Source organism: Prochlorococcus sp. MIT 0801 (genome assembly GCF_000757865.1).
In the GTDB taxonomy this organism is placed as follows: Bacteria; Cyanobacteriota; Cyanobacteriia; order PCC-6307; family Cyanobiaceae; genus Prochlorococcus_B.
The window spans coordinates 430,387-450,065 of sequence record NZ_CP007754.1; the positions used below are offsets into that span (position 1 = coordinate 430,387).

22 protein-coding genes are annotated in these 19,679 nt (G+C 36.1%); 12 read left to right on the forward strand and 10 right to left on the reverse strand.

The window, feature by feature from the left end; genetic code table 11:
* Positions 1 to 153 precede the first annotated feature (153 nt).
* From EW15_RS10450 to EW15_RS02295, 4 genes are all read right to left on the reverse strand, one after another.
* Positions 154 to 1,566 (reverse strand): DUF4214 domain-containing protein, encoded by a 1,413-nt coding sequence (locus EW15_RS10450; protein WP_071841027.1) that lies wholly within the window; start codon positions 1,564 to 1,566, stop codon positions 154 to 156.
* 356 nt (positions 1,567 to 1,922) lie between these two features.
* The gene (locus EW15_RS11430; protein WP_225866587.1) at positions 1,923 to 3,782 is read right to left on the reverse strand and encodes a DUF4214 domain-containing protein; all 1,860 of its coding nucleotides are present in this window, start codon (positions 3,780 to 3,782) and stop codon (positions 1,923 to 1,925) included.
* 67 nt (positions 3,783 to 3,849) lie between these two features.
* Complete coding sequence (locus EW15_RS02290) at positions 3,850 to 4,467, reverse strand: tetratricopeptide repeat protein (RefSeq protein ID WP_038651415.1); 618 nt, start codon at positions 4,465 to 4,467, stop codon at positions 3,850 to 3,852.
* Positions 4,464 to 4,937, reverse strand: a complete 474-nt coding sequence (locus EW15_RS02295; protein ID WP_225866588.1) for a thermonuclease family protein — start codon at positions 4,935 to 4,937, stop codon at positions 4,464 to 4,466. The genes EW15_RS02290 and EW15_RS02295 overlap by 4 nt, the downstream gene beginning before the upstream one ends.
* Positions 4,938 to 5,611: 674 nt before the next feature.
* Between EW15_RS02295 and EW15_RS11530 the strand changes: the two genes are divergently transcribed.
* Positions 5,612 to 5,734 (forward strand): hypothetical protein, encoded by a 123-nt coding sequence (locus tag EW15_RS11530; RefSeq protein ID WP_255327228.1) that lies wholly within the window; start codon positions 5,612 to 5,614, stop codon positions 5,732 to 5,734.
* Positions 5,735 to 6,317: 583 nt separating this feature from the next.
* Here EW15_RS11530 and rpsD read toward each other — a convergent pair.
* The gene (gene rpsD / locus EW15_RS02305) at positions 6,318 to 6,926 is read right to left on the reverse strand and encodes a 30S ribosomal protein S4 (RefSeq protein WP_038651422.1); all 609 of its coding nucleotides are present in this window, start codon (positions 6,924 to 6,926) and stop codon (positions 6,318 to 6,320) included.
* A 91-nt stretch (positions 6,927 to 7,017) separates the two neighbouring features.
* Here rpsD and yidD point away from each other — a divergent pair, with 91 nt between their 5' ends.
* From yidD to EW15_RS02320, 3 genes are all read left to right on the forward strand, one after another.
* Positions 7,018 to 7,257 (forward strand): membrane protein insertion efficiency factor YidD, encoded by a 240-nt coding sequence (gene yidD / locus EW15_RS02310; protein ID WP_038651426.1) that lies wholly within the window; start codon positions 7,018 to 7,020, stop codon positions 7,255 to 7,257.
* Positions 7,254 to 7,565: a glutaredoxin family protein gene (locus EW15_RS02315; protein ID WP_038651429.1), complete on the forward strand. Its 312-nt coding sequence runs from the start codon at positions 7,254 to 7,256 to the stop codon at positions 7,563 to 7,565. Before yidD ends, EW15_RS02315 begins: the two co-directional genes overlap by 4 nt.
* A 216-nt stretch (positions 7,566 to 7,781) precedes the next feature.
* Positions 7,782 to 9,311 (forward strand): UDP-N-acetylmuramoyl-L-alanyl-D-glutamate--2,6-diaminopimelate ligase, encoded by a 1,530-nt coding sequence (locus tag EW15_RS02320; protein ID WP_038655038.1) that lies wholly within the window; start codon positions 7,782 to 7,784, stop codon positions 9,309 to 9,311.
* Here the strand turns inward: EW15_RS02320 and EW15_RS02325 are convergent, their stop codons facing one another.
* On the reverse strand, positions 9,312 to 10,514 hold the full coding sequence (locus EW15_RS02325) for an aminotransferase class V-fold PLP-dependent enzyme (RefSeq protein ID WP_038651432.1): 1,203 nt from the start codon (positions 10,512 to 10,514) through the stop codon (positions 9,312 to 9,314).
* Between the two features lie 174 nt (positions 10,515 to 10,688).
* Here EW15_RS02325 and EW15_RS11535 point away from each other — a divergent pair, with 174 nt between their 5' ends.
* The 5 genes from EW15_RS11535 to EW15_RS02340 all read left to right on the forward strand — a co-directional run bounded on the left by EW15_RS11535 (position 10,689) and on the right by EW15_RS02340 (position 12,871).
* A complete protein-coding gene (locus EW15_RS11535) occupies positions 10,689 to 10,823 on the forward strand; it encodes a hypothetical protein (RefSeq protein ID WP_011823217.1) in 135 nt (44 codons plus the stop codon).
* 474 nt (positions 10,824 to 11,297) lie between these two features.
* Entirely contained in the window at positions 11,298 to 11,534 is a 237-nt protein-coding gene (psbN, locus tag EW15_RS02330) for a photosystem II reaction center protein PsbN (protein WP_225866589.1), read from the forward strand.
* A 171-nt stretch (positions 11,535 to 11,705) separates the two neighbouring features.
* On the forward strand, positions 11,706 to 12,374 hold the full coding sequence (locus EW15_RS02335) for a hydantoin utilization protein A (protein ID WP_038651435.1): 669 nt from the start codon (positions 11,706 to 11,708) through the stop codon (positions 12,372 to 12,374).
* A gap of 12 nt (positions 12,375 to 12,386) precedes the next feature.
* On the forward strand, positions 12,387 to 12,521 hold the full coding sequence (locus EW15_RS11540) for a hypothetical protein (RefSeq protein WP_011294987.1): 135 nt from the start codon (positions 12,387 to 12,389) through the stop codon (positions 12,519 to 12,521).
* An 89-nt stretch (positions 12,522 to 12,610) separates the two neighbouring features.
* Positions 12,611 to 12,871: a hypothetical protein gene (locus tag EW15_RS02340; protein WP_011294384.1), complete on the forward strand. Its 261-nt coding sequence runs from the start codon at positions 12,611 to 12,613 to the stop codon at positions 12,869 to 12,871.
* Between the two features lie 27 nt (positions 12,872 to 12,898).
* Here EW15_RS02340 and EW15_RS02345 read toward each other — a convergent pair whose 3' ends face one another.
* Positions 12,899 to 13,144, reverse strand: a complete 246-nt coding sequence (locus EW15_RS02345) for a NifU family protein (protein ID WP_011294385.1) — start codon at positions 13,142 to 13,144, stop codon at positions 12,899 to 12,901.
* A 74-nt stretch (positions 13,145 to 13,218) separates the two neighbouring features.
* Here EW15_RS02345 and EW15_RS02350 point away from each other — a divergent pair, with 74 nt between their 5' ends.
* The gene (locus tag EW15_RS02350; protein ID WP_038651439.1) at positions 13,219 to 14,709 is read left to right on the forward strand and encodes a malate:quinone oxidoreductase; all 1,491 of its coding nucleotides are present in this window, start codon (positions 13,219 to 13,221) and stop codon (positions 14,707 to 14,709) included.
* A gap of 84 nt (positions 14,710 to 14,793) precedes the next feature.
* Positions 14,794 to 16,605: a translation elongation factor 4 gene (gene lepA, locus EW15_RS02355; protein WP_038651442.1), complete on the forward strand. Its 1,812-nt coding sequence runs from the start codon at positions 14,794 to 14,796 to the stop codon at positions 16,603 to 16,605.
* A 16-nt stretch (positions 16,606 to 16,621) separates the two neighbouring features.
* On the opposite strand, the gene EW15_RS10760 is transcribed toward lepA, so the two are convergent.
* Positions 16,622 to 16,789: a hypothetical protein gene (locus EW15_RS10760; RefSeq protein ID WP_156095718.1), complete on the reverse strand. Its 168-nt coding sequence runs from the start codon at positions 16,787 to 16,789 to the stop codon at positions 16,622 to 16,624.
* 124 nt (positions 16,790 to 16,913) lie between these two features.
* Between EW15_RS10760 and EW15_RS02360 the strand changes: the two genes are divergently transcribed.
* Positions 16,914 to 17,738 (forward strand): ABC transporter permease, encoded by an 825-nt coding sequence (locus EW15_RS02360; protein ID WP_225866590.1) that lies wholly within the window; start codon positions 16,914 to 16,916, stop codon positions 17,736 to 17,738.
* 21 nt (positions 17,739 to 17,759) lie between these two features.
* On the opposite strand, the gene trmH is transcribed toward EW15_RS02360, so the two are convergent.
* Both trmH and EW15_RS02370 read right to left on the reverse strand, forming a co-directional pair.
* Complete coding sequence (gene trmH / locus EW15_RS02365) at positions 17,760 to 18,449, reverse strand: tRNA (guanosine(18)-2'-O)-methyltransferase TrmH (protein WP_038651445.1); 690 nt, start codon at positions 18,447 to 18,449, stop codon at positions 17,760 to 17,762.
* A gap of 195 nt (positions 18,450 to 18,644) precedes the next feature.
* The gene (locus EW15_RS02370) at positions 18,645 to 19,655 is read right to left on the reverse strand and encodes a porin (protein WP_038651448.1); all 1,011 of its coding nucleotides are present in this window, start codon (positions 19,653 to 19,655) and stop codon (positions 18,645 to 18,647) included.
* Positions 19,656 to 19,679: the final 24 nt, after the last annotated feature.

Here is a 19,679-nt window from a genome sequence, read left to right on the forward strand (position 1 = left end):
TAGAGCTAATTTTTATACTATTTGTAGTTTTGAGTCTAACTTGACCGACCCAATCCACCTCAAACTTTCCACTGCTGGCTTTATCTTTAGACCTTTACCAAGGATTCAGTGGACTCATCTGCTCTGTAATGGGAGTAATAAGTTTTTCATTGTTTAGGCAAATCCAGTCATCTCAGTAAAGAGAGCTTTATTTTCTGCTGATTCGGAGAAGCCAAGGAGAACTTCATATCTTGTTTCTGCTCCGCTATTTAATTGACCTAACCAATAGTTCAATCCACCGGTATCAGCATCTCTGCTTAGGACATTTCTATACAGAGTATTGACATAGATTGAATCCGAGACGTTGTCTCCATAACGCTGCTTAAATTCAGCAGAAGCTAAAAAAGATGAAGCTACGGCTCGTTCATCATCTTTCCCAGAACTGAAATTACTAATCCAATATCGTAGTCCATCGGGGTCAGGTAGACGTTTAAAGGAGGCATTGTATAGGCGGAACATTTTTCCAGAGTCTGTATTCAGCCCAGTGACTTGATCAAAAGTTGCTTTTATATCGTTTGTAAGATTTAAATTTTTATCTTCAAACTTTAAAAGGTTAATGCCAGTTAGAGGATCAATAGTTGTTCCATTTTTACTCTTTATCCCATATTGAGAATTCCCTAAATTGTAAAATTTAAAATCATAACTTTTATCAGAAAAAGTCATAATTTTTGATTTTCCCCATATAACTTCAAGTGATTTTATATCGACACTTTGGAACCATATGTCTTTATAATTAGTGTCATCGACATAGCTACCATTCCAACCCATCAATGAGTATTCATAGGGAAACAGTGGTTCACTTCTAAGATAGGAAAAATTTTCAGGATAATATGGGTTAAGCACATCATCATCAATTAAATCAAATGGGTGTTCCAATCCAAGTAGATGTCCTAATTCATGAACGAAAGTTGCTTTCTGCATCTTTTTGCTGAAGTCAGTGTGATTTAAGAGATCTAAATTGTTTTCAGTGGTATACAGTCCAGATTGATAACTTACAGAGAGTAAATTGCCACTTTTTCCTCTCTCTGTATCTGCTGATAAGAAATTATTATCGGCCAATGGTGAGATTACAATGGTGTAATCAGCTTCATCTCTTTTATTTACTAGCTTTAAGTCTATGTCGATATATTCATTTATTTTTTCAAGAGAGTCAATTACATATGACTTTTGCCATTCTTCTGGTATTAATGAATAGTATTTCTTGTTTTCTGATTCTCCTAGGTTGATATCTATTAATTCATCTCCACCAGTTGATAGATATACTTTGATTTCCCTATTGGTTCCTGCGTATTCTTTCCTTATAGCAATTTCATCTCGTCCATCTGCAAATCCCATTATTAAATATTTAGGATCTATTGGCTTAAATGAATCTGTTTCCTGGAAATTAGTGGGAGCTGATAAATATTCTTTAGATTGAAGTCCGTTTGTTTCTTCAGCATTAACTGATAATTGGGAACTCCTTGTAAGTTCAATAACTGTTGCAATATCAGTTTCAAACCCTTTCGATTGTAAGCAAATAAAGCACATACTTTGATATAGGCTGAAAATTAATAGCTTTTATGAAAATTTATAATGGCTATTTGATCTGGTCTACTGATTTTATCTTTCCGTTCCACTGGTTTGAGTTCTCATTGCTATTCACTCCCTCAATAGCTTTGTACTGGTACTTCTTAGTGTTAGGGACAAGCTCTCGATAGCAGAAAACGTTTGGATCTCTCTTGAATGACAAGACAACGCCCTTACCTTCTAGCACTTTTGTTTTTACGGCGATATTCGGCATGAAAAACGCTTGCCTTACTGCAAATAGATTAGCAAGAGTTTGACAAAAGCTTGACCTGAGTGGTTAGAAACAAGTAATAGACTAGCTCTAAGCTTTTCATTGGTTATGCATATCCTGTCATTTCAGTAAAGAGTCCTTTGTTTTCTGCTGATTCAGAGAAGCCAAGGAGAACTTCATATCTTGTTTCTGCTCCGCTATTTAATTGACCTAACCAATAGTTCAATCCACCGGTATCAGCATCTCTGCTTAGGACATTTCTATACAGAGTATTGACATAGATTGAATCCGAGACATTGTCTCCATAACGCTGCTTAAATTCAGCAGAAGCTAAAAAAGATGAAGCTACGGCTCGTTCATCATCTTTCCCAGAACTGAAATTACTAATCCAATATCGTAGTCCATCGGGGTCAGGTAGACGTTTAAAGGAGGCATTGTATAGGCGGAACATTTTTCCAGAGTCTGTATTCAGCCCAGTGACTTGATCAAAAGTTGCTTTGATGTCATTAGCTAGATGCATATTTTTATCATCAAATTTTAAGATCGAGGCACCTGTTAATTCATCGATTCCACTTGTTGTCTCGACTCCATATTTATCACTTCCTAAATCATAGAATTTATAACTATCACTTTTGCCTGAATATATTTTTTCTGATTTAAATCCTAATGAAGTAATACCTTTAACTTCCTTGCTTGTTACTAAGGCATTTTTATCTGCGAAGGTCAGCTTTTCAATATTAGATAAGGTATCAGTCCCATCATTTGTAGATGATCGATTATCTACAACAGTTACTTTTTTATTAGAAATTGTGAATGTGTAATCTGAGAATTTCCCGGAGTAGGTTGCTATATCATAGTTACTGCCACCATCAATTATATCGTCACCACTATTACCTTGAATATTGTTTTTGTACTTATTACCTGTAATTTGATCAGCACCGGAACCACCTTTAGCATTCTCAATGATGGAATTGAATGCAATACCTAAATGGTTTTTTGCAGACCAATTATTATCAAAACTTAAATCGCAAAATTCACCCTGTGAAAGATTAATTATTTGGCTCTTTGTAAAATTACCAAAATCTAACGTATCAACTCCACCCGCATCCCAAATAGTTGCAAAGAGTGGTTCGTTTGGTGAGTAGCTATAGATTGTATCTCCTACATTATATTGGTTATTTGCTCCATATAGATACTGTAAAGGTGCTATATCGTATATTCCAGGATCCATCGAAATAATATTGTTATCGTCTATAAATGTGTTTTCACCGTCGGGGCCGAATAAAGTATGTGGTCTTTTGTTTTTAGATTCAGGAAATTTAATTGTTGGATGATCTCCAGGGTGCTCGGTTCCTAAAGCATGAAAAATTTCGTGGTATAAAATTTTTAGATCCCCATCACTTATTCCATTGTCAGGCACTGTGCCAGAAGCAAAGTTACCAATATTTTCATATTGCTTATTAAAAAAAATGTCACCTCCTCGCGGCTGATCTCCAGGGATTGAAGCTGTTGCACCAATGCCTTCTCTATAAACTCCAGATTCGTCAGTAATTGTTCTTATAGCTAATCTGATTGTTCCAACTTTTGAAATTGTCTCACCATTCTCCTCAACGTCTTCTTCATCAACTTCGACAAAAGTTATATTTACAAAATCACTTATGCGTTCAAATGCTTTTCTGATATCACTTGCTTGTTTTTCTGTGAAAGCGGTAGCTTTGACTAACCCAAGAAACTCTTCTTCAGCATAACTATATCTTGCTGTCTTCCCATTTAATCCTGGCAAGCTATAGGTAATGACTGTTGAGGAATTTACAGAATGATCCTTTGTATAAACTGGATCCGAGACCCATCTAATAGGTTGTCCTTGTGAGTTGTTAAAAAGAGAATCTATATAGTCAATGCCAGAATTGTTTACGAATTCAATTGATTGATTGGCAGTTTTGTGGGTTTGTTGTTTTGGTGTCATATATTTCAACTATGGATTGATAGATAAGCCTCCGATTACTATTGGGAATAAACTGCAAGGAAAAGATTCATTCGCAATTTTCCCTAAAGAATTTTGCAGCATCGTCATCCCCAAGCTCTGCAGCTTTTCTCCAATCTTCACATGCACCTTTCATCTCTCCCATTTCTTTTTTTACATGACCACGATTAAAAAATGCATCTGAATCTTTTGGGTTGATTTTTATAACTTGTGAATAGTCTTCAATTGCATCATCAAAATCTCCCTTTTTAAATTTGGCAATACCTCTATTGAAATATCCATCTGCATATAAAGGATCGAAATCTAATGCCTTATTTTGATCGGAGATTGCACCTTCAAAATCACCTGAATTACGTTTTGCATTACCGCGCATTGAGTAGACAAGGCAAATCTCAGTAGGTGAAAGTTCCAAAGCTTTGTTGTAGTCAAGTATTGCCTCTTCATAATCTGCGAGTTCAAATTTATCTTGTGCTCTATTAAAAAAATATTCATAATCTCTTGCTTTTTTATTTAGCTCGATCTTATCTTTTAAAGCAATCATTAATCCTGCACCCACAACTACAGCAGTAGATCCAACAACAAGATCCTTATTAACTTTTAGTAGCGATAAACCAGTAGCAGTGGCAGCACTAATGCCTAAGGAAATCAATGTTTTACGGAGTTTCATATTTTATTCATGCTCCACTCACATTGACTTGAATACCTTTTATAGATACGTGCAAAGCCTTTTTCAACTAGGTGTTCTTGAATATTAATAGGACCTTTTGATAACTCCGCGACTGTTCTTCCATATCGATCTTCACTGATACGGCGAATGCTTATTGCTGATCCGGCAACTAAATCATTTAAATAATCTCTTGCTGCTTTAGCAGCAATTAGATCAGCTTTTTTTTCTCTCAATTCAGGAGTATCAATACAAGCAAGTTGGATCTGTTCTCCTTCGGTAGTTGTACAAGTATCCACGTCGTAGCAGTTTTGTATGGTGACTATTGGCAGATCAGAAGCGCTTGGATAAGTGGTTAGTGTCTGGAAGAGCGTAATCATCGCTAATACAAAGACAATAAATAATGCTGAGAAAAATCCAATAAGTAGATTTCTTATAAATCGCTGTTCAGAGTTCAGTTTATATTTTGGCATTGTGATTGTGAACCTAACCTGATCCAATCCATCTGAGGCTTTCTTCTGATGGCTTGATCTTTTTACCTTTACCAGGAATGTCCGAAGACTCAATAGTATTTTATAACGAACTCCTGTTTTGCTTGCATCATGAGAAGTAATTGCTGTTAGTGAATCAGATATATCTTCTATTTAAATGGCAAGAATATTATTAATCCATTAATCTTGATGCCGCAGATTACTCTTCTGCTATCTCAGTTTTTATTCTTGACAGTATTTGCTAGCGGTTTGTCTTTAATATCGATGCTATTTTTACGGCTTGTGAAAGAGCCTTTCTCCCCTGTACACAGAGGGGCATTGTACTCTCTGTATGATTGAGAACATCTTCCGTGTTAAAGCACTTCCAAGACATCTTTAGGATAGAAAGGGAACCGAACAAATTTCCAACACACTCATTAAAACTGTTAGTCAGAATATTTAAATGTTGGGATCAGCACCAACTAGGGTAGAGAAGCTTATGCGATGTGAATTTCTTTCTTGAATCAAGGGATTTGGAGTTTTCTGTGGTCAGCTCTCTACTCTTTCCTAACTTTTATTGAGGCTTGATGATGAGCAATCACAACTCCACGCTAAATTCCTCACATGCACCATACAAGAGACGGACTTCTTTGAGTGAATTGGATCGAGAAATTGAAATGGGTCAATTAAGATTGAGATATATACAGTTGATGAGAGATGCTCAAAAGAGCCTTGGAGAGGAAGATGCTATAAACTTAATTAAAGATTCTGAAAAGATCTGGGAAAAACTTAGTGCCTAATCAAGTTTTACTCAAGGGGGTTGTAGGTAGAAGTTCGTTAAATCTGTCTAAATATAGCTACCTGTAATATTCTTTCTCAGCCCTTTGTTTTGAAGAGATTTTTCTTTTAATAGATCAGCAGAACTTTCTTCTGCTCTTCTTCAAGAAAGTTGTGGAGGAATTTCTTTATGCTGACTTCCTTGGACTAAACCATATTCTCGCCAATCATTCTTGATCTTCTTCTAGGTTTATTGGTTTCTATTTCGTACTGAGCTTTTGCGAATGCTGCTTCCTCAACCTGATCTGCGATCTCGTTCCTTAGTGCTTTATGTGCATCAAGTGATTTATCAATTGAATCACCTACGGTATGTACATCCTTAACAACTTTGTACTTGTACTTCTTATTATTAAATTGGGACTAGCTCTCAATACCAGAAAACGTTTGGATCTCTTTAAAATGACAAGACAGAGCCTTTACCTCCAAGCATTTTTGTTTTTTTCGGGGATATTCGAAATAAAAAAACTCTCACCTTACTGAAAACAGCTTAGCAAGAGTTTGACAAAAGTTTGAACTGAGTCGTCAGAAGAAAGTAATAGATTAGCTCTAAACTTTTCTTGAGTAATACTCAACAACTAACAATTCATTAATTTCAATAGCAACCCATTCCCTATCTGTCTTTGCAGATATCTTTGCCGAGAGTTTGGTTTTATCAAGCTCAAGGTGCGGAGGAACATTAGCAAGACCTGGGAATTCTAAGTTAGCTTGAGCCAGTTGCTTACTAGCTTTGTTGTCTCTGATAGCAATCACATCTCCAGCCTTGCATTGGTAACTTGCAATGTCAGTGATTTTGCCATTAACAGTTACATGCCCATGGTTTACTAACTGTCTTGAACCTGGGATGGTAGGTCCAAATCCAAGCCTAAAACAAACATTATCAAGCCTATTTTCCAGAAGCTTTAAGAGATTTGTTCCTGTGGAACCCTCCTGAGCACGAGCTTTCTTTACGTAGCGAACAAGCTGGCGTTCAGAAATACCATAGTTGAATCGAAGTTTTTGCTTTTCTTCGAGTCGGATCGCGTATTCAGAGCGCTTGCGACGGGCTTGGCCGTGCTGACCTGGTGGATGAGACCTTTTTGCGGCCTTCCGGGTGAGACCAGGTAGGTCTCCCAAGCGTCGCGTGATCCTCAAACGAGGTCCGCGGTATCTAGACATAAGGGTTTAATTTAGAAAATGTTCACTGGTAAGGGTAATCTGGAATAAATCCATTGCCCCCTGATTCACCAGTTCATTATTCTATCTAAAGATGCTTACAAAGATCAATAAAGCCATTGCACTTATTTTTGTTAGTTTGATTTCCTTTTATCAGAAGTGGATTTCACCATTGTTTGGACCGAGTTGTCGATTTATCCCTAGTTGCAGTGCTTATGGGATAGAAGCCGTTAATAGGCATGGTCCTTGGAGAGGTGGTTGGTTGACCTTGAAAAGATTAAGTAAATGTCATCCTTTTACCCCATGTGGGTGTGACCCAGTTCCAGAAAAATGAACTCAGAGGTATTGATCTTATATTCACGTAAAGGCTGCTGCTTGTGTCAAACACTTGAGGAGAAATTATCTAGGATATGTCTAGATAATTTAAACCCTTCTGTTGTGCTTTCCATTATCGATATAGATAGTAAAACAGTGTCTTTAGATATACAAATGAAGTATACAAATGAAGTTCCAGTAATAGTTCTTGACTCAACTAGATTGTTAAAAAAGATTGAATTGCCTCGGGTCTCACCACGTTTAAAGGAAGACATGCTTTTATCTTGGATACAAAAGAATTTGAATATTTTGTACAAAAAAGTTTAAGAAAATAACCAATTCTTCTTTTTAATAAAGTTCTTTATTGATTTCAAAGAGAAAAACATAATTTATTTTTTTAATAACTAAAATTATTTTATGAAGAAGATTAAATTTCTTTTTAATTACTGAATAGTAAGTAGATTTCTTTTGTGGTGAAAATCATGCAGATCTTTTTATACTTGAAATGATCCTTCATTGATTTTTCATTATCCGAGGTTTGTTTTGTCGCGTTATCTGCACACTTTGTTGAAAGCAATTGATCTTCAGGTCCGCTCAGGGTTAGCAAATCCAGAAATAAAAAATCTGTCCACTGATTCTAGAGAAATTGAGAAAGGTGATTTGTTCTTAGGTTTAGAAGGTGAAAAAGTTGATGGGGGGAACTTTTGGGCAAAAGCACTTGAGAGAGGTGCTTGTGCAGCCATTATTAGTAAAAAGGCTTCTCTTTTAAATCCGCCAGCTAACGAAGACCCCGTAGTTATTCTCCCAGAGCCTGTATCACTATTTATGGGTAAATTAGCTGCAGATTTTTGGGGTAAGCCATCTAGTGAGATTTGTTTGATAGGTATTACTGGTACTAACGGAAAAACGACTACATCATTTTTAATTGAATTTCTGACTACTTCGCTTGGCCATCCATCCGCTTTGTTTGGAACATTAATTAATAGATGGCCTAATCATGAGGAAACTTCAAAATATACAACTACTTTTGCGGTCCCTTTGCAGGCAAAACTTAGGAAAGCCGTTCAGGCAGGAGTTGAATATGCAGCAATGGAAGTAAGTTCACATGCGTTGTCTCAGAATAGAGTCGCTGGTTGTGATTTTAATGGGGCAATATTTACAAACCTTTCAAGAGACCATTTAGATTATCACGATTCAATGGAATCTTATTTTGAGGCTAAAGCTAGTTTGTTCCGATCACATCTGATAGACGATGATGGTCCTAGATCAGTAATTAATATAGACGATAAATGGGGTTCAATATTAGCAAAAGAGCTCAACAAAAAATGTTGGACATGTTCATTAAAAGAGAACTCCCAAACCAGAGAGAAACCAGATTTATATATTAGCAATCTTCAAATTATGCAAGACGGATACATGGGAAAATTGCATACGCCATTTGGGGTGGGAAATTTTATTTCACCACTAATAGGTGAGTTTAATTTAATGAATATGTTGCAAGCAGTAGGAATTTTAGTTCAAAGGGGACTCCCATTAAATGATCTTTTAGAAGCTTTAAACAAGTTCCCTGGAGTGCCAGGGAGAATGCAACTGATAAACATGGATGGATTTAAAGTAAAAGACGGCTATCCACTAGTGATAGTAGATTATGCTCATACACCAGATGGTTTACAAAATGCTTTAATCGCATCAAGATCATTGACGAAAAAAAGATTAATTTGTGTCTTTGGTTGTGGTGGTGATAGAGATAAAGGTAAAAGATCTAAGATGGGGGAAGTTGCTGCTAAGTTTGCAGATTGTATAGTTGTGACATCTGATAATCCTCGACAAGAAGACCCAATCGAAATTATTAAAGATATTGAAAAGGGTATAACAATTGATTCTGAAATTTCTGTTGAGCCAGAGAGATCCATTGCAATTCAATTTGCCATAGCAAAAGCCAAGAAAAACGATGTTGTTTTAATCGCAGGGAAAGGTCATGAGGATTATCAAATTCTAAAAGATCAGACAATTTATTTTGACGATCGTGAACAAGCTAGAAAAGCACTATCTTTAAGAACAGATGTTATTTGACTACTTAGTCGAGATGAAATTTTTTAGACCAATAACAAGGTTATCTATTTCGTTTGAATCTGTAGTTATGTGAACGCAAGCACGAAGCCATTTAGGATCCTCGAGGACTCTTATCCATAAATTCTCTTTACCAAGATAATCGACAACCTCTTCAGGAGAATGGTTCCCATTAATGGTAAAACTTATAATTCCTGAAGGTGGAGGACTATTTAAAACAAGTTCAATGTTTTTGATTTGGTTGAGTTTCTCCCACAGGATACAGCTGAGGCTTTTAATCTTAAAAAAGCGCTCAGTCTCATTACCTTCGTTTTTTAGCATTGCTAGAGAGCTTCTGAGACCAGCTAAAAGAGGGATACAAGAAGTCGCTATCTCAAAACGTCTGGCATCAGAATGAAAAGGAGCTTTATTATTTATATGTATTCCTTCTTCAGCTTTTAAGCTTTTCCAACCAATCAATGTTGGGCTAGATTCTTCTAGAACTCTTGCTGAAAGAACAACAGCGCCCAAGCCCTCAGGCCCGTAAGCCCATTTATGTCCTGTAAACGCATAGATGTCCGCAGTATCACAAGCACCTTTGCTTGGAATATGACAAAAGCTTTGAGCAGCATCAACTAATAAATAAGGTTTGCTTGAATGCTCTTTAAGTCTTTTTGAAATAAGTTCAATTGGCATAATTTGCCCTGTATTCCAAAGGAGATGTGAAAGAACAATAAGCTTCGTATTTTTTTGAAGATATTCATCTATCAATTTCAGTACTGTGTTATACGTCTCATCTTTCTTGTCGTTACCATTGCATAACTTTGATACAGGAAGTATTGCTATTGTTAGATTCTTTTTTCGAGCTAACTCTTTGCATGCTGCAATTATCCCCGGATGCTCACAATCGCTAAGTAATAAATTATCACCATCAGAAAATGGTAGCCCTAGTAAAGGCAAGACACATCCGGAGGTGACATTTTCAGTAAATGCAATTCTCTTAGGATGTATAGAGCAAATCTCCGCTATAAGATTTTTTGTGGTTATTACCTCTTTCGTGATGTATGGCCAAACATTATTTGTGAATGGACCTAATTTTTGAATTGTTTGCCAACTAGAAGTTATTGCATTTAATGATTGAGTTGGGAGTGGACCTTGACCTCCATAATTGAAATAAGCTTTATTTTGCAGCGCGGGCATATTGTCTTTGAACAATATTGGTGACATATCTTTTTTTTTCTTAGTTGTGGTTACTAAGAATATCTTTTTTTTGCCAACTTACCAATTTGTGTCTGTCTTCTAGTTATGTCAACCTAACGCCTACAATTTTTTTTTGTATTTTATAAGCGATTAAAAAAAACATGTTATTAAAGTATGATGGTTTTAATTTTTTATTGGTTCATGAATATTAAAAAAGAACAAAAAATCAAAGCTCAAGAATGGGTGGTTATGTTCGATGGGCAAATAAAAAAAAGTGAGAAACAGATCGATTCTGATGAGCATCATTTAGAAGTTAATAATCAAAAGAGTGATTAGCTTTTGGTTTTGTTGGGCAAATTAGTGGAAATGATATTTTTTTGAACTTTTGAATTTATTTCTTTTAAAAGTGTTTCACTTTTTATGGGTTTTATATTAAAATGCTATTCCTAATTAAGTTTCAAGATGAAAATCGATTTTGGCCCCATAACTTTTAGCAGGATTGCTAGCATCCTTTTGATATTGGGCTTTTTCGGTCTTTTAGCTTATAATTCCACTCTTTAATATTATATTAATTGATAAAAAAACAATATAATATTCTGATTACACATATATAAACTAAATTATTTTCTATCGCTGGTAATTAATTATTTTTTAAAGTATTTATCACTTCAAAATCCTTTATATACAAATGTCTTTTCAATTATTGATCCATTGAATTTAAGATTATAATAGGCCAATTTAAGTAGTTTCCTTTTGTAGCTCTCGATGTCTGTATTCATACAGTAGAATCACTTGAATTAATCAATACAAATGGAAACTTCAACTACTGATCCAACCTTATTGATGCTGATAGGAGGAATTGTTGTTTTACTAGCCGGCTCAGTAGCCTATGGCGTTTATTCAACATTCGGTTCGGGCTCAAAAGAGCTCAGAGACACTATTGATGAGCATGCGAAAATGCATGAATTAGGTATTGCGCATGGTCATGGTGGAAGTTCAGAGGCCTATGAGATGTCTGGAAAACTTCAAAAGGATCAAATTTCGTAAAAACGAAAGTCTCAAAACTTTATTTTGATGAAAAATTTTGTTTATACAAAATTTCATCAACATATTTAAACTGCTGGGATGTAATATTGAAGAATTGATTTTAGATAAATTGTTCCCATTGAATGAAGATAATAATTTCTTCAAGAAAGTAATCTTATCTGATCTGTTCTCATGTTGATCAGCGTCTTGACTGGCTTTTCTTCTGGGGCGGTGCATGTAGTTAGTGGTGCTGATCATATGGTGGCAATGGCTCCTTCCTCTGTCAGAAACCCTCGAGTAGCTTTGATAAATGGGTTGGCATGGGGGATTGGGCACTCAGCAGGGGTTTTAATTCTCTCGATATTAGGGATTTTGGCTAAGGACCTAATAAACATTGAACTAATGTCTTCTTATGCAGAGTTTCTTGTTGGTATAAGCCTTTTGATTGTCGGGGGAGTCGCTATTAGGACTTCCTTGAAAGTAAACATTCACATGCATCAGCATATGCATGGAGAAGAAGCGACTCATAAACATTTTCATTTCCATTCACTTGGAAATAAACTTCACAGAAGTCATACACATGCTGCAACTGGATTAGGGGTTTTACACGGGTTCGCTGGAGCCAGTCATTTGGTTGCAGTTATTCCAGCATTAGCATTGCCTTTGTTTGGAGCATTGGCTTATCTATTTTCATATTTACTTGGATCAATTTTTGCAATGGGATGCGTTGTTTTAGGAATATCTTTTGCAACGAGTAAAGCTAATAAAATGTTTTATCCTTTCTTGATGAGATCAATAGGAGCACTATCAATAGTGACTGGAATATTTTGGCTTCAAAAGACCTCAATTCTAACTTTTTAAAAGTATTGCTTCATGAATTACACAGCTAGCCTTTTTGCTTTGGGGGGCTTCTTTTTGTGGGTTGTTATCGCGACACTTATATGGGCAAGAAGAATGAGAAAACTTAAAAAAGAATATTCTCTAAATAAATCAAAGTTCAAAAATTAATTGATACATCATTTTTCATCTTTAGATACATATTTATCAGTGAAAATTATTAAAGATTATGTATGATTAATTAACTATCAAGAAGAGTAATGAAAGGTGTTTTGTTTTTTTTAGGTTCTATCTTTAGATGGCCTGTTCAAAATAGTAAAGAATTTTTGATTCTGCATGTTTATCTTTTAGGGATTTATGGAATAACTTTTTTGCTAAGAAACTTAGGTTTAGAAGTGTCTAATCTTATTTTTACTGTTGGACTAATGGCTCCAATCGGTTATCTAATCTATAATGGTCTGCCTTTAGATTGTCTTGATTATAAGTCTGCAATTAAAAGAGAATTAAGTTCTCTAAATTAAACAATAATGGTTAATTAGAAAGTTAATTTATAAAACTTGTATTACCTCGCTAACCTCCGGAATCATTTCCCTTAGTTTTCTTTCAATACCCATTTTTAAAGTCATTGTGCTACTAGGGCAACTTCCGCAAGCCCCCTGAAGTCTAACTTTGACGATTGGTCCATCTATTTCAGCTATCTCTACATTTCCTCCATCAGCCATCAGAAAAGGTCTTAATTCATCAAGAACCTTTTCAACGTTTTCTGTCGTCAGTGCAAGAGTTTCGTCGCTCATTTCGATTTACTTAATTTAATTTTGCTTAGCTTAGTTAATTGCAGGATAGTCTGTATGTAATCTTGATAAAGATTTTGTTTAATACCGGCACTCCAGATTCAGAAAATACTTATGACGCAATATTAGTAGGTGCAGGAATCATGAGCTCAACTCTTGCAGTACTTCTGCATGAGCTTGAGCCGGATTTACGGTTGTTGGTTGTTGAAAAACTATCTTCTGCTGGCTTGGAAAGTAGCTGCGCTAAGAATAATGCTGGAACAGGACATGCTGCTAACTGTGAGCTTAATTACACTCCAATCCAAGAGGATGGCCAACTTAGTACTACCAAAGCTTTTGAAATAAATAAATCCTTTGAGCAAAGCTTAGAATTTTGGGCATCTTTGGCAGAAAAAGGGAAATTGATACCAAAAACTTTTTTAAATAAGTTGCCACACATCAGCCTTGTCTTTGGAGATGAGGATATTTCTTTGCTTAAAAAAAGGTTTTCTAAACTTAGTTCTCATGCCGCTTTTGCCAAAATGGAATTCACTATGGACCATTGTGAATTACAAGATTGGATTCCATTGATTATGGATGGTAGGAAACAGAGTGAGAAGATTGCCGCGACAAGAATTAAAAGAGGTACTGATATTGATTTTGGCAATTTAACTCGCTCATATATCAATCAAATTGAAGGAGCAAAATCTATTGATATTAACTACTCTACTAATGTTGAAAATCTTCAACAAGATAGTGAAGGAGATTGGTATTTATCTTTAGAAGGAGCCAAAAAAAATAGAATTGTTAGATCAAAGTTTGTTTTCCTGGGGGCAGGTGGAGGAGCTTTATCCCTTTTGCAAAAATCGAGAATTCCAGAAGGCTTGTTATATGCAGGATTCCCTGTTAGCGGCAAGTGGTTGATTTGTGATGAGGAGAAATCAACAAAAACACATAATGCAAAGGTTTATGGAAAGGCAGCAGTTGGAGCCCCGCCAATGTCAGTCCCGCACTTAGATACAAGATGGATAGATAAAAAAAAATCTCTTTTGTTTGGTCCTTTCGCAGGATTTAGTTCAAATTTTTTAAAATACGGATCAAAGTTGGATTTGTTTAGATCAATCAAAACAACTAATCTTTTCTCAATGTTGCAAGCAGGATTAGACAATATAGACTTAGGAAAATACTTGTTAAATCAATTAATACAAACAAATGAGGATCGAATAAATACTTTAAAAAGATTTCTTCCTCAGGTTTCACCTAATGATTGGAAGCTTTCAACTGCAGGACAGCGTGTTCAAATAATTAAACAAACCTCTAAAGGTGGTGTTTTAAAAATGGGGACAGAAGTGGTTACTTCATCAGATGGATCTTTAGCTGCTTTGCTTGGTGCTTCTCCGGGCGCAAGCACAGCAGTAACAATCATGATTGAAGTTCTAAACCGCTGCTGGAAGGAAAAAATGAAATCAAGTAAATGGAAAAATAAAATGTTAGAGCTTTTCCCCAGTATTGGTACAGATATTAATTCAGATCAAGAAGCTCTTTTGGCAATTCGAAAAAGAAACGATTTCTTACTTAAATTAATTTAAAACTTTAGTACTGGTGAGCTATATTTAATTTTTATTCAGAGTTGAATTGATAAATGAAGATCTTGCTCCTTTAATTGCTTTCGTATGACTAATGTGCCCATTTCTCGTCTGAGGAACTTCTGCATAATTGCTCATATTGACCATGGTAAATCAACCTTGGCAGATAGGCTTCTTCAGGATACTGGCACTGTCTCCTCTAGAGACATGCAAGAACAATTCTTGGATAATATGGACCTTGAGAGAGAGAGAGGAATAACTATAAAATTACAGGCTGCGAGGATGAATTATAAAGCGGATGATGGAGAGGAATATGTCCTGAATTTGATTGATACTCCTGGCCATGTTGACTTCTCTTATGAGGTGAGTCGATCATTACAGGCTTGTGAGGGGGCCTTGCTGGTTGTTGATGCTAGTCAAGGAGTAGAAGCTCAAACTTTGGCCAATGTTTACCTCGCCTTGGAAAATGATTTAGAAATTATTCCTGTTCTCAATAAAGTTGATTTACCTGGAGCTGATCCTGAGAAAATAAAAAATGAAATTGAATCAATTATTGGTTTAGATACATCTAAGGCAATTTCCTGTTCTGCTAAAACAGGGGTTGGTATTCCAGAAATACTGCAAGCAGTAGTAGATAGAATACCTTCTCCGAAAGATAATACTGATCAAGCTACAAAAGCACTTATTTTTGATTCCTATTACGACCCTTACAGAGGCGTGATTGTTTATTTCAGAATCATGAGTGGTGGCATAAGTAAGAAAGACAAGGTTTTGCTTATGTCTAGTAAAAAAAGTTATGAGTTAGATGAAATAGGTGTTATGGCACCTGATCAAGTAAAAGTAAATTCTCTTCATGCTGGTGAAGTTGGATATTTAGCTGCATCTATCAAAGCAGTTGCTGATGCGAGAGTAGGGGACACGATTACGTTGGTGAATAGACCTGCTGAAGATGCTTTGCCAGGTTATGCCGAAGCCAAACCAATGGTTTTTTGTGGATTGTTTCCCACGGATGCAGATCAATATCCAGATTTAAGAGAGGCTCTAGATAAATTACAGCTATCTGATGCTGCATTGAAATATGAGCCTGAAACAAGTAGTGCAATGGGATTTGGCTTCCGTTGTGGATTTTTAGGTTTATTGCATATGGAAATTGTTCAAGAGCGTTTAGAACGTGAATATGATTTGGATTTAATTGTTACTGCTCCATCAGTTATTTATAAAGTGAGAATGATAGATGGAGACGTTAGGATGATCGATAATCCAGCTACACTTCCAGATCCTCAAAAACGTGAAACTATAGAAGAACCCTACGTTCGAATGGAAATTTATGCTCCCAATGACTACAACGGAACTTTGATGGGTCTTTGTCAGGATAGAAGAGGAGACTTTATCGATATGAAGTACATAACGACTGATCGAGTTACGCTTATTTATGAAATACCTCTTGCAGAAGTTGTGACAGATTTCTTTGATCAGATGAAAAGTAGAACTAAAGGATATGCCTCTATGGAGTATCACTTGATTGGTTATAGGGAAAATGATTTAGTCAGATTAGACGTTTTAATTAATTCAGAACGGGCAGACCCTTTAACAACGATTGTTCATAAAGATAACGCTTATGGTGTCGGGAAAGGACTTGTTGAGAAATTGAAAGAACTTATTCCAAAACAGCAATTTAAGATTCCTTTACAGGCTTCAATTGGGAGTCGAATTATTGCAAGTGAAGGTATTAGTGCTTTACGAAAAGATGTTTTGTCAAAATGCTACGGAGGAGATATATCAAGAAAAAAGAAATTGTTGAAGAAACAGGCAAAAGGGAAAAAACGAATGAAGTCTATGGGGAAAGTAGATGTTCCCCAAGAGGCTTTTATGGCTGTCTTGAAATTAAATAGTGATTAATAGATATTAATATGGTCTATGTTTGTCTTGTAGAGCTTATTTCTATTGAATTATTTATAAACATTGAGACCTCCTGATTCCTTTTATCTTTGGTTAGGTTTGTCCATATAAAACCTATAACTATTAATACTGCAATAGTTGTTGTGAGTTCCCCTACGGTGAGACCATCATTTTTTAAATGCATATAAAAATGTATGTATTCATTTATTTAAGCAATCTTTTTCTTTATTTCTACCTTTTACAGCTAAATTTAATTAGCTCTTATTATTTGATCATTGAATTTGAGTGATTTTTTAAGACGAAAGAATTTGTCGACACGGTTATTTTTTGCTGGGCTGATAATTTTATCCATATATATATGCATCTCTATTTTTATACCACTATTAATATCTTTAAAGATTGTCCCTAATGGTGAGTTTGGGTTGGGGAACCCGATTTTTTCGGCTCCATCCATAGATCACTGGTGTGGAACTGATCGACTAGGAAGAGATGTTTGTATTAGAACTTTAGCTGCGAGTGGAATTGCGTTACAAGTTGTTTTTGTTGCCGTATCTCTTGCCGTTCTTGTAGGAATTCCTCTGGGACTTTTAAGTGGCTACATCGGTGGGCTTTTAGATAGGGTTTTGGTTCTTTTAATGGATACTCTTTATACAATTCCTGTCCTTCTTCTTTCTGTTGTGATGGCATTTTTATTGGGCAGAGGTATATTGAATGCATCAATAGCATTGTGCGTCGTTTATATTCCTCAATATTTTCGACTTGTTAGGAACCAGACTGCACAGGTTAAATCAGAACTTTATATTGAGGCAGCAATATCAATGGGAGCCTCCCCTTTGTGGGTAATAAGAAAGTACCTCCTTAAAAATGTTCTTACTTCTGTACCTGTGGTTTTAACACTTAATGCTGCAGATGCTGTATTAGTTCTTGGGGGATTGGGATTTCTTGGATTAGGTCTTCCTGAGAATATTCCAGAATGGGGAAGTGATTTAAATATGGCATTAGTTGCATTGCCTACTGGTATCTGGTGGACAGCGATATATCCTGGTATGGCTATGTTCGTTTTAGTACTGGGACTATCTTTTATTGGAGAAGGCTTAGAGAAAGTTATAAGTGAAACTAGTCTGCAGAATTAAATCATATTTTACATTTGGAATTTAATATCTCATTTTTTTTGTTCTTGGAAGATCATCGATAATTTCTCCTTTATCATTAAGTTCTGGATATTTTGTGCCTTCACTCTTGCACCATTGAGCAACCTCGGGGTAAGCCCACTCGAAAAGCTTTTCTTTGTATGTTTCTTTGCTCATGCCTTCCCCAGATTCAGGAACCATATTGGCTACTTGTCGTTGCCTTGTCGCCTCAAACAATAATGCCGATGCCGCAACTGATACATTCAAAGATTCAACCATCCCTCTCATTGGAATATGAATATGCTCGTCCATTAAACTTGCTGCTTCCTCACTGATACCCCATTTCTCGGCACCTAGTACAAATGCAGTTGGCCCTTTGAAATCACATTTTCTGTAATCAATTGATCTGGGATTCAAGTTCGTTCCGTACAATTTAAACCCTTTTTCTTTAAGAACTTTTATTGCCTCGGTGGTCTTTTTATATTGGTTTATTTTGACCCACTTTTGACTTCCTTGAGCCGTACTATTAAATGTTAAAAACTTCTCTTTGTTAAAGATTGCATAGGCCTCAAGAATACCAACTGCATCACAACTTCGTATTATCGCTGAGAGATTATGAGGCTTTTCAACATTCTCAATTAATACAGTGAGATCTGAAATCCTTTTATTTAGTACTGATTTTAGACGTTCAAAACGTCTAGTTAGGATCGGCATTTCTAATCATATATAGAACAGTTGGTGTTCCTTAATGAGAATAGTAGAAAAGAGGGTTTAATTGATTATGGAGAACTAAATTAAATAACTAATATTAAATTAAAGCAATTTATTGGAATATTAAATAAAGAAAAAGCTCCTGTCCATTGGACAGGAGCTTTTTCTTTGTCTTTGAGAATTTAGGTTTCTAGTTAATTAGAAGCTAAATACAGTTTCAACAACAACACCAGAGTCATCATCACCAGTATTGTCTTCTACAGTGAAGAAACCAGGAGTGATTGTGACGCTGTCGTTCACTGCATAAGTGTAAGAGACTTCAAAGCCTGTTACATCCTTATCGCTACCACCGTCAACATCAGTTTCATTGTAAGCAGCACTTAGTGTTCCAGGACCAACTTCATAGTCGATACCGATGAATAGATCGGTTTCGTCTTTAGCTGTTCCTTCTGGATCTTTTGTGTCGTAAGCAATGCTGATAGTTGCTGGGATTGACTCAGGGGTGTAGTAGATACCACCACCAAATGTGTCATATCCAGTAGTTCCAGCTTCGCCGTCGTTAGAAGCGATCACTAGACCACCGCCAAATCCGTCGCCGTTATAGCCAAGAGTGAATGTTGAAACATCATCACCATTGTCAGCACCGATTCCAACAGTTGAATCGTTACCACCAACAGAAACGAAACTTACAGAAGCAACAACACCGTTGTCATTAGAGTAAGCAACACCAAGTCCAGGACCAGTTTCGCTACCAGCTAGAGAATAAGGCATGCTGCCTAGTCTGAAAGCATCTGAGTAAGCAGAAGTTGTTGCCGCAACAACATCATCTTGGTCAACCAAAGGACCAGCAGTTACTGAAAGATCGCCAACTGGGAATGCATAGTAAAGAGATGAAACTGAAAGTGTTCCGCCACCTGTTTCAGCACTATCCATGTTCGCTAAAGGACCACTAGCATTACCAGTGATAATTCCAGCTGTGAATAGGTCTTCGCCAGTAAAACTAGTATTTATATCAAGGCCATATGCATATTGCATATAAAGCTCTTCTTGGTTGTCTGCAGTTCCGCCGTCAGCAACTGAACCAACAGTAAAAACAGCGCTACCAGAAAGAGTTGTAGTTGATGAAAATGCAGAATCCGCATTAGCTGCAACTGGAGCCATTAGGCCCAAAGCTGCTGGAGCTACTAATAAACGTGAAAAAAGCTTCATAGTGTCCTCACACATTAAAGAAGT

Coding starts and splice junctions, on each gene's coding strand:
- EW15_RS10450 (WP_071841027.1), bottom strand. CDS start 1,566: ATGTGCTTTATTTGCTTACAATCGAAAGGGTTTGAAACTGATATTGCA.
- EW15_RS11430 (WP_225866587.1), bottom strand. CDS start 3,782: ATGACACCAAAACAACAAACCCACAAAACTGCCAATCAATCAATTGAA.
- EW15_RS02290 (WP_038651415.1), bottom strand. CDS start 4,467: ATGAAACTCCGTAAAACATTGATTTCCTTAGGCATTAGTGCTGCCACT.
- EW15_RS02295 (WP_225866588.1), bottom strand. CDS start 4,937: ATGCCAAAATATAAACTGAACTCTGAACAGCGATTTATAAGAAATCTA.
- EW15_RS11530 (WP_255327228.1), top strand. CDS start 5,612: ATGGGTCAATTAAGATTGAGATATATACAGTTGATGAGAGATGCTCAA.
- rpsD (WP_038651422.1), bottom strand. CDS start 6,926: ATGTCTAGATACCGCGGACCTCGTTTGAGGATCACGCGACGCTTGGGA.
- yidD (WP_038651426.1), top strand. CDS start 7,018: ATGCTTACAAAGATCAATAAAGCCATTGCACTTATTTTTGTTAGTTTG.
- EW15_RS02315 (WP_038651429.1), top strand. CDS start 7,254: ATGAACTCAGAGGTATTGATCTTATATTCACGTAAAGGCTGCTGCTTG.
- EW15_RS02325 (WP_038651432.1), bottom strand. CDS start 10,514: ATGTCACCAATATTGTTCAAAGACAATATGCCCGCGCTGCAAAATAAA.
- EW15_RS11535 (WP_011823217.1), top strand. CDS start 10,689: ATGAATATTAAAAAAGAACAAAAAATCAAAGCTCAAGAATGGGTGGTT.
- psbN (WP_225866589.1), top strand. CDS start 11,298: ATGGAAACTTCAACTACTGATCCAACCTTATTGATGCTGATAGGAGGA.
- EW15_RS02335 (WP_038651435.1), top strand. CDS start 11,706: ATGTTGATCAGCGTCTTGACTGGCTTTTCTTCTGGGGCGGTGCATGTA.
- EW15_RS11540 (WP_011294987.1), top strand. CDS start 12,387: ATGAATTACACAGCTAGCCTTTTTGCTTTGGGGGGCTTCTTTTTGTGG.
- EW15_RS02340 (WP_011294384.1), top strand. CDS start 12,611: ATGAAAGGTGTTTTGTTTTTTTTAGGTTCTATCTTTAGATGGCCTGTT.
- EW15_RS02345 (WP_011294385.1), bottom strand. CDS start 13,144: ATGAGCGACGAAACTCTTGCACTGACGACAGAAAACGTTGAAAAGGTT.
- lepA (WP_038651442.1), top strand. CDS start 14,794: ATGACTAATGTGCCCATTTCTCGTCTGAGGAACTTCTGCATAATTGCT.
- EW15_RS10760 (WP_156095718.1), bottom strand. CDS start 16,789: ATGCATTTAAAAAATGATGGTCTCACCGTAGGGGAACTCACAACAACT.
- trmH (WP_038651445.1), bottom strand. CDS start 18,449: ATGCCGATCCTAACTAGACGTTTTGAACGTCTAAAATCAGTACTAAAT.
- EW15_RS02370 (WP_038651448.1), bottom strand. CDS start 19,655: ATGAAGCTTTTTTCACGTTTATTAGTAGCTCCAGCAGCTTTGGGCCTA.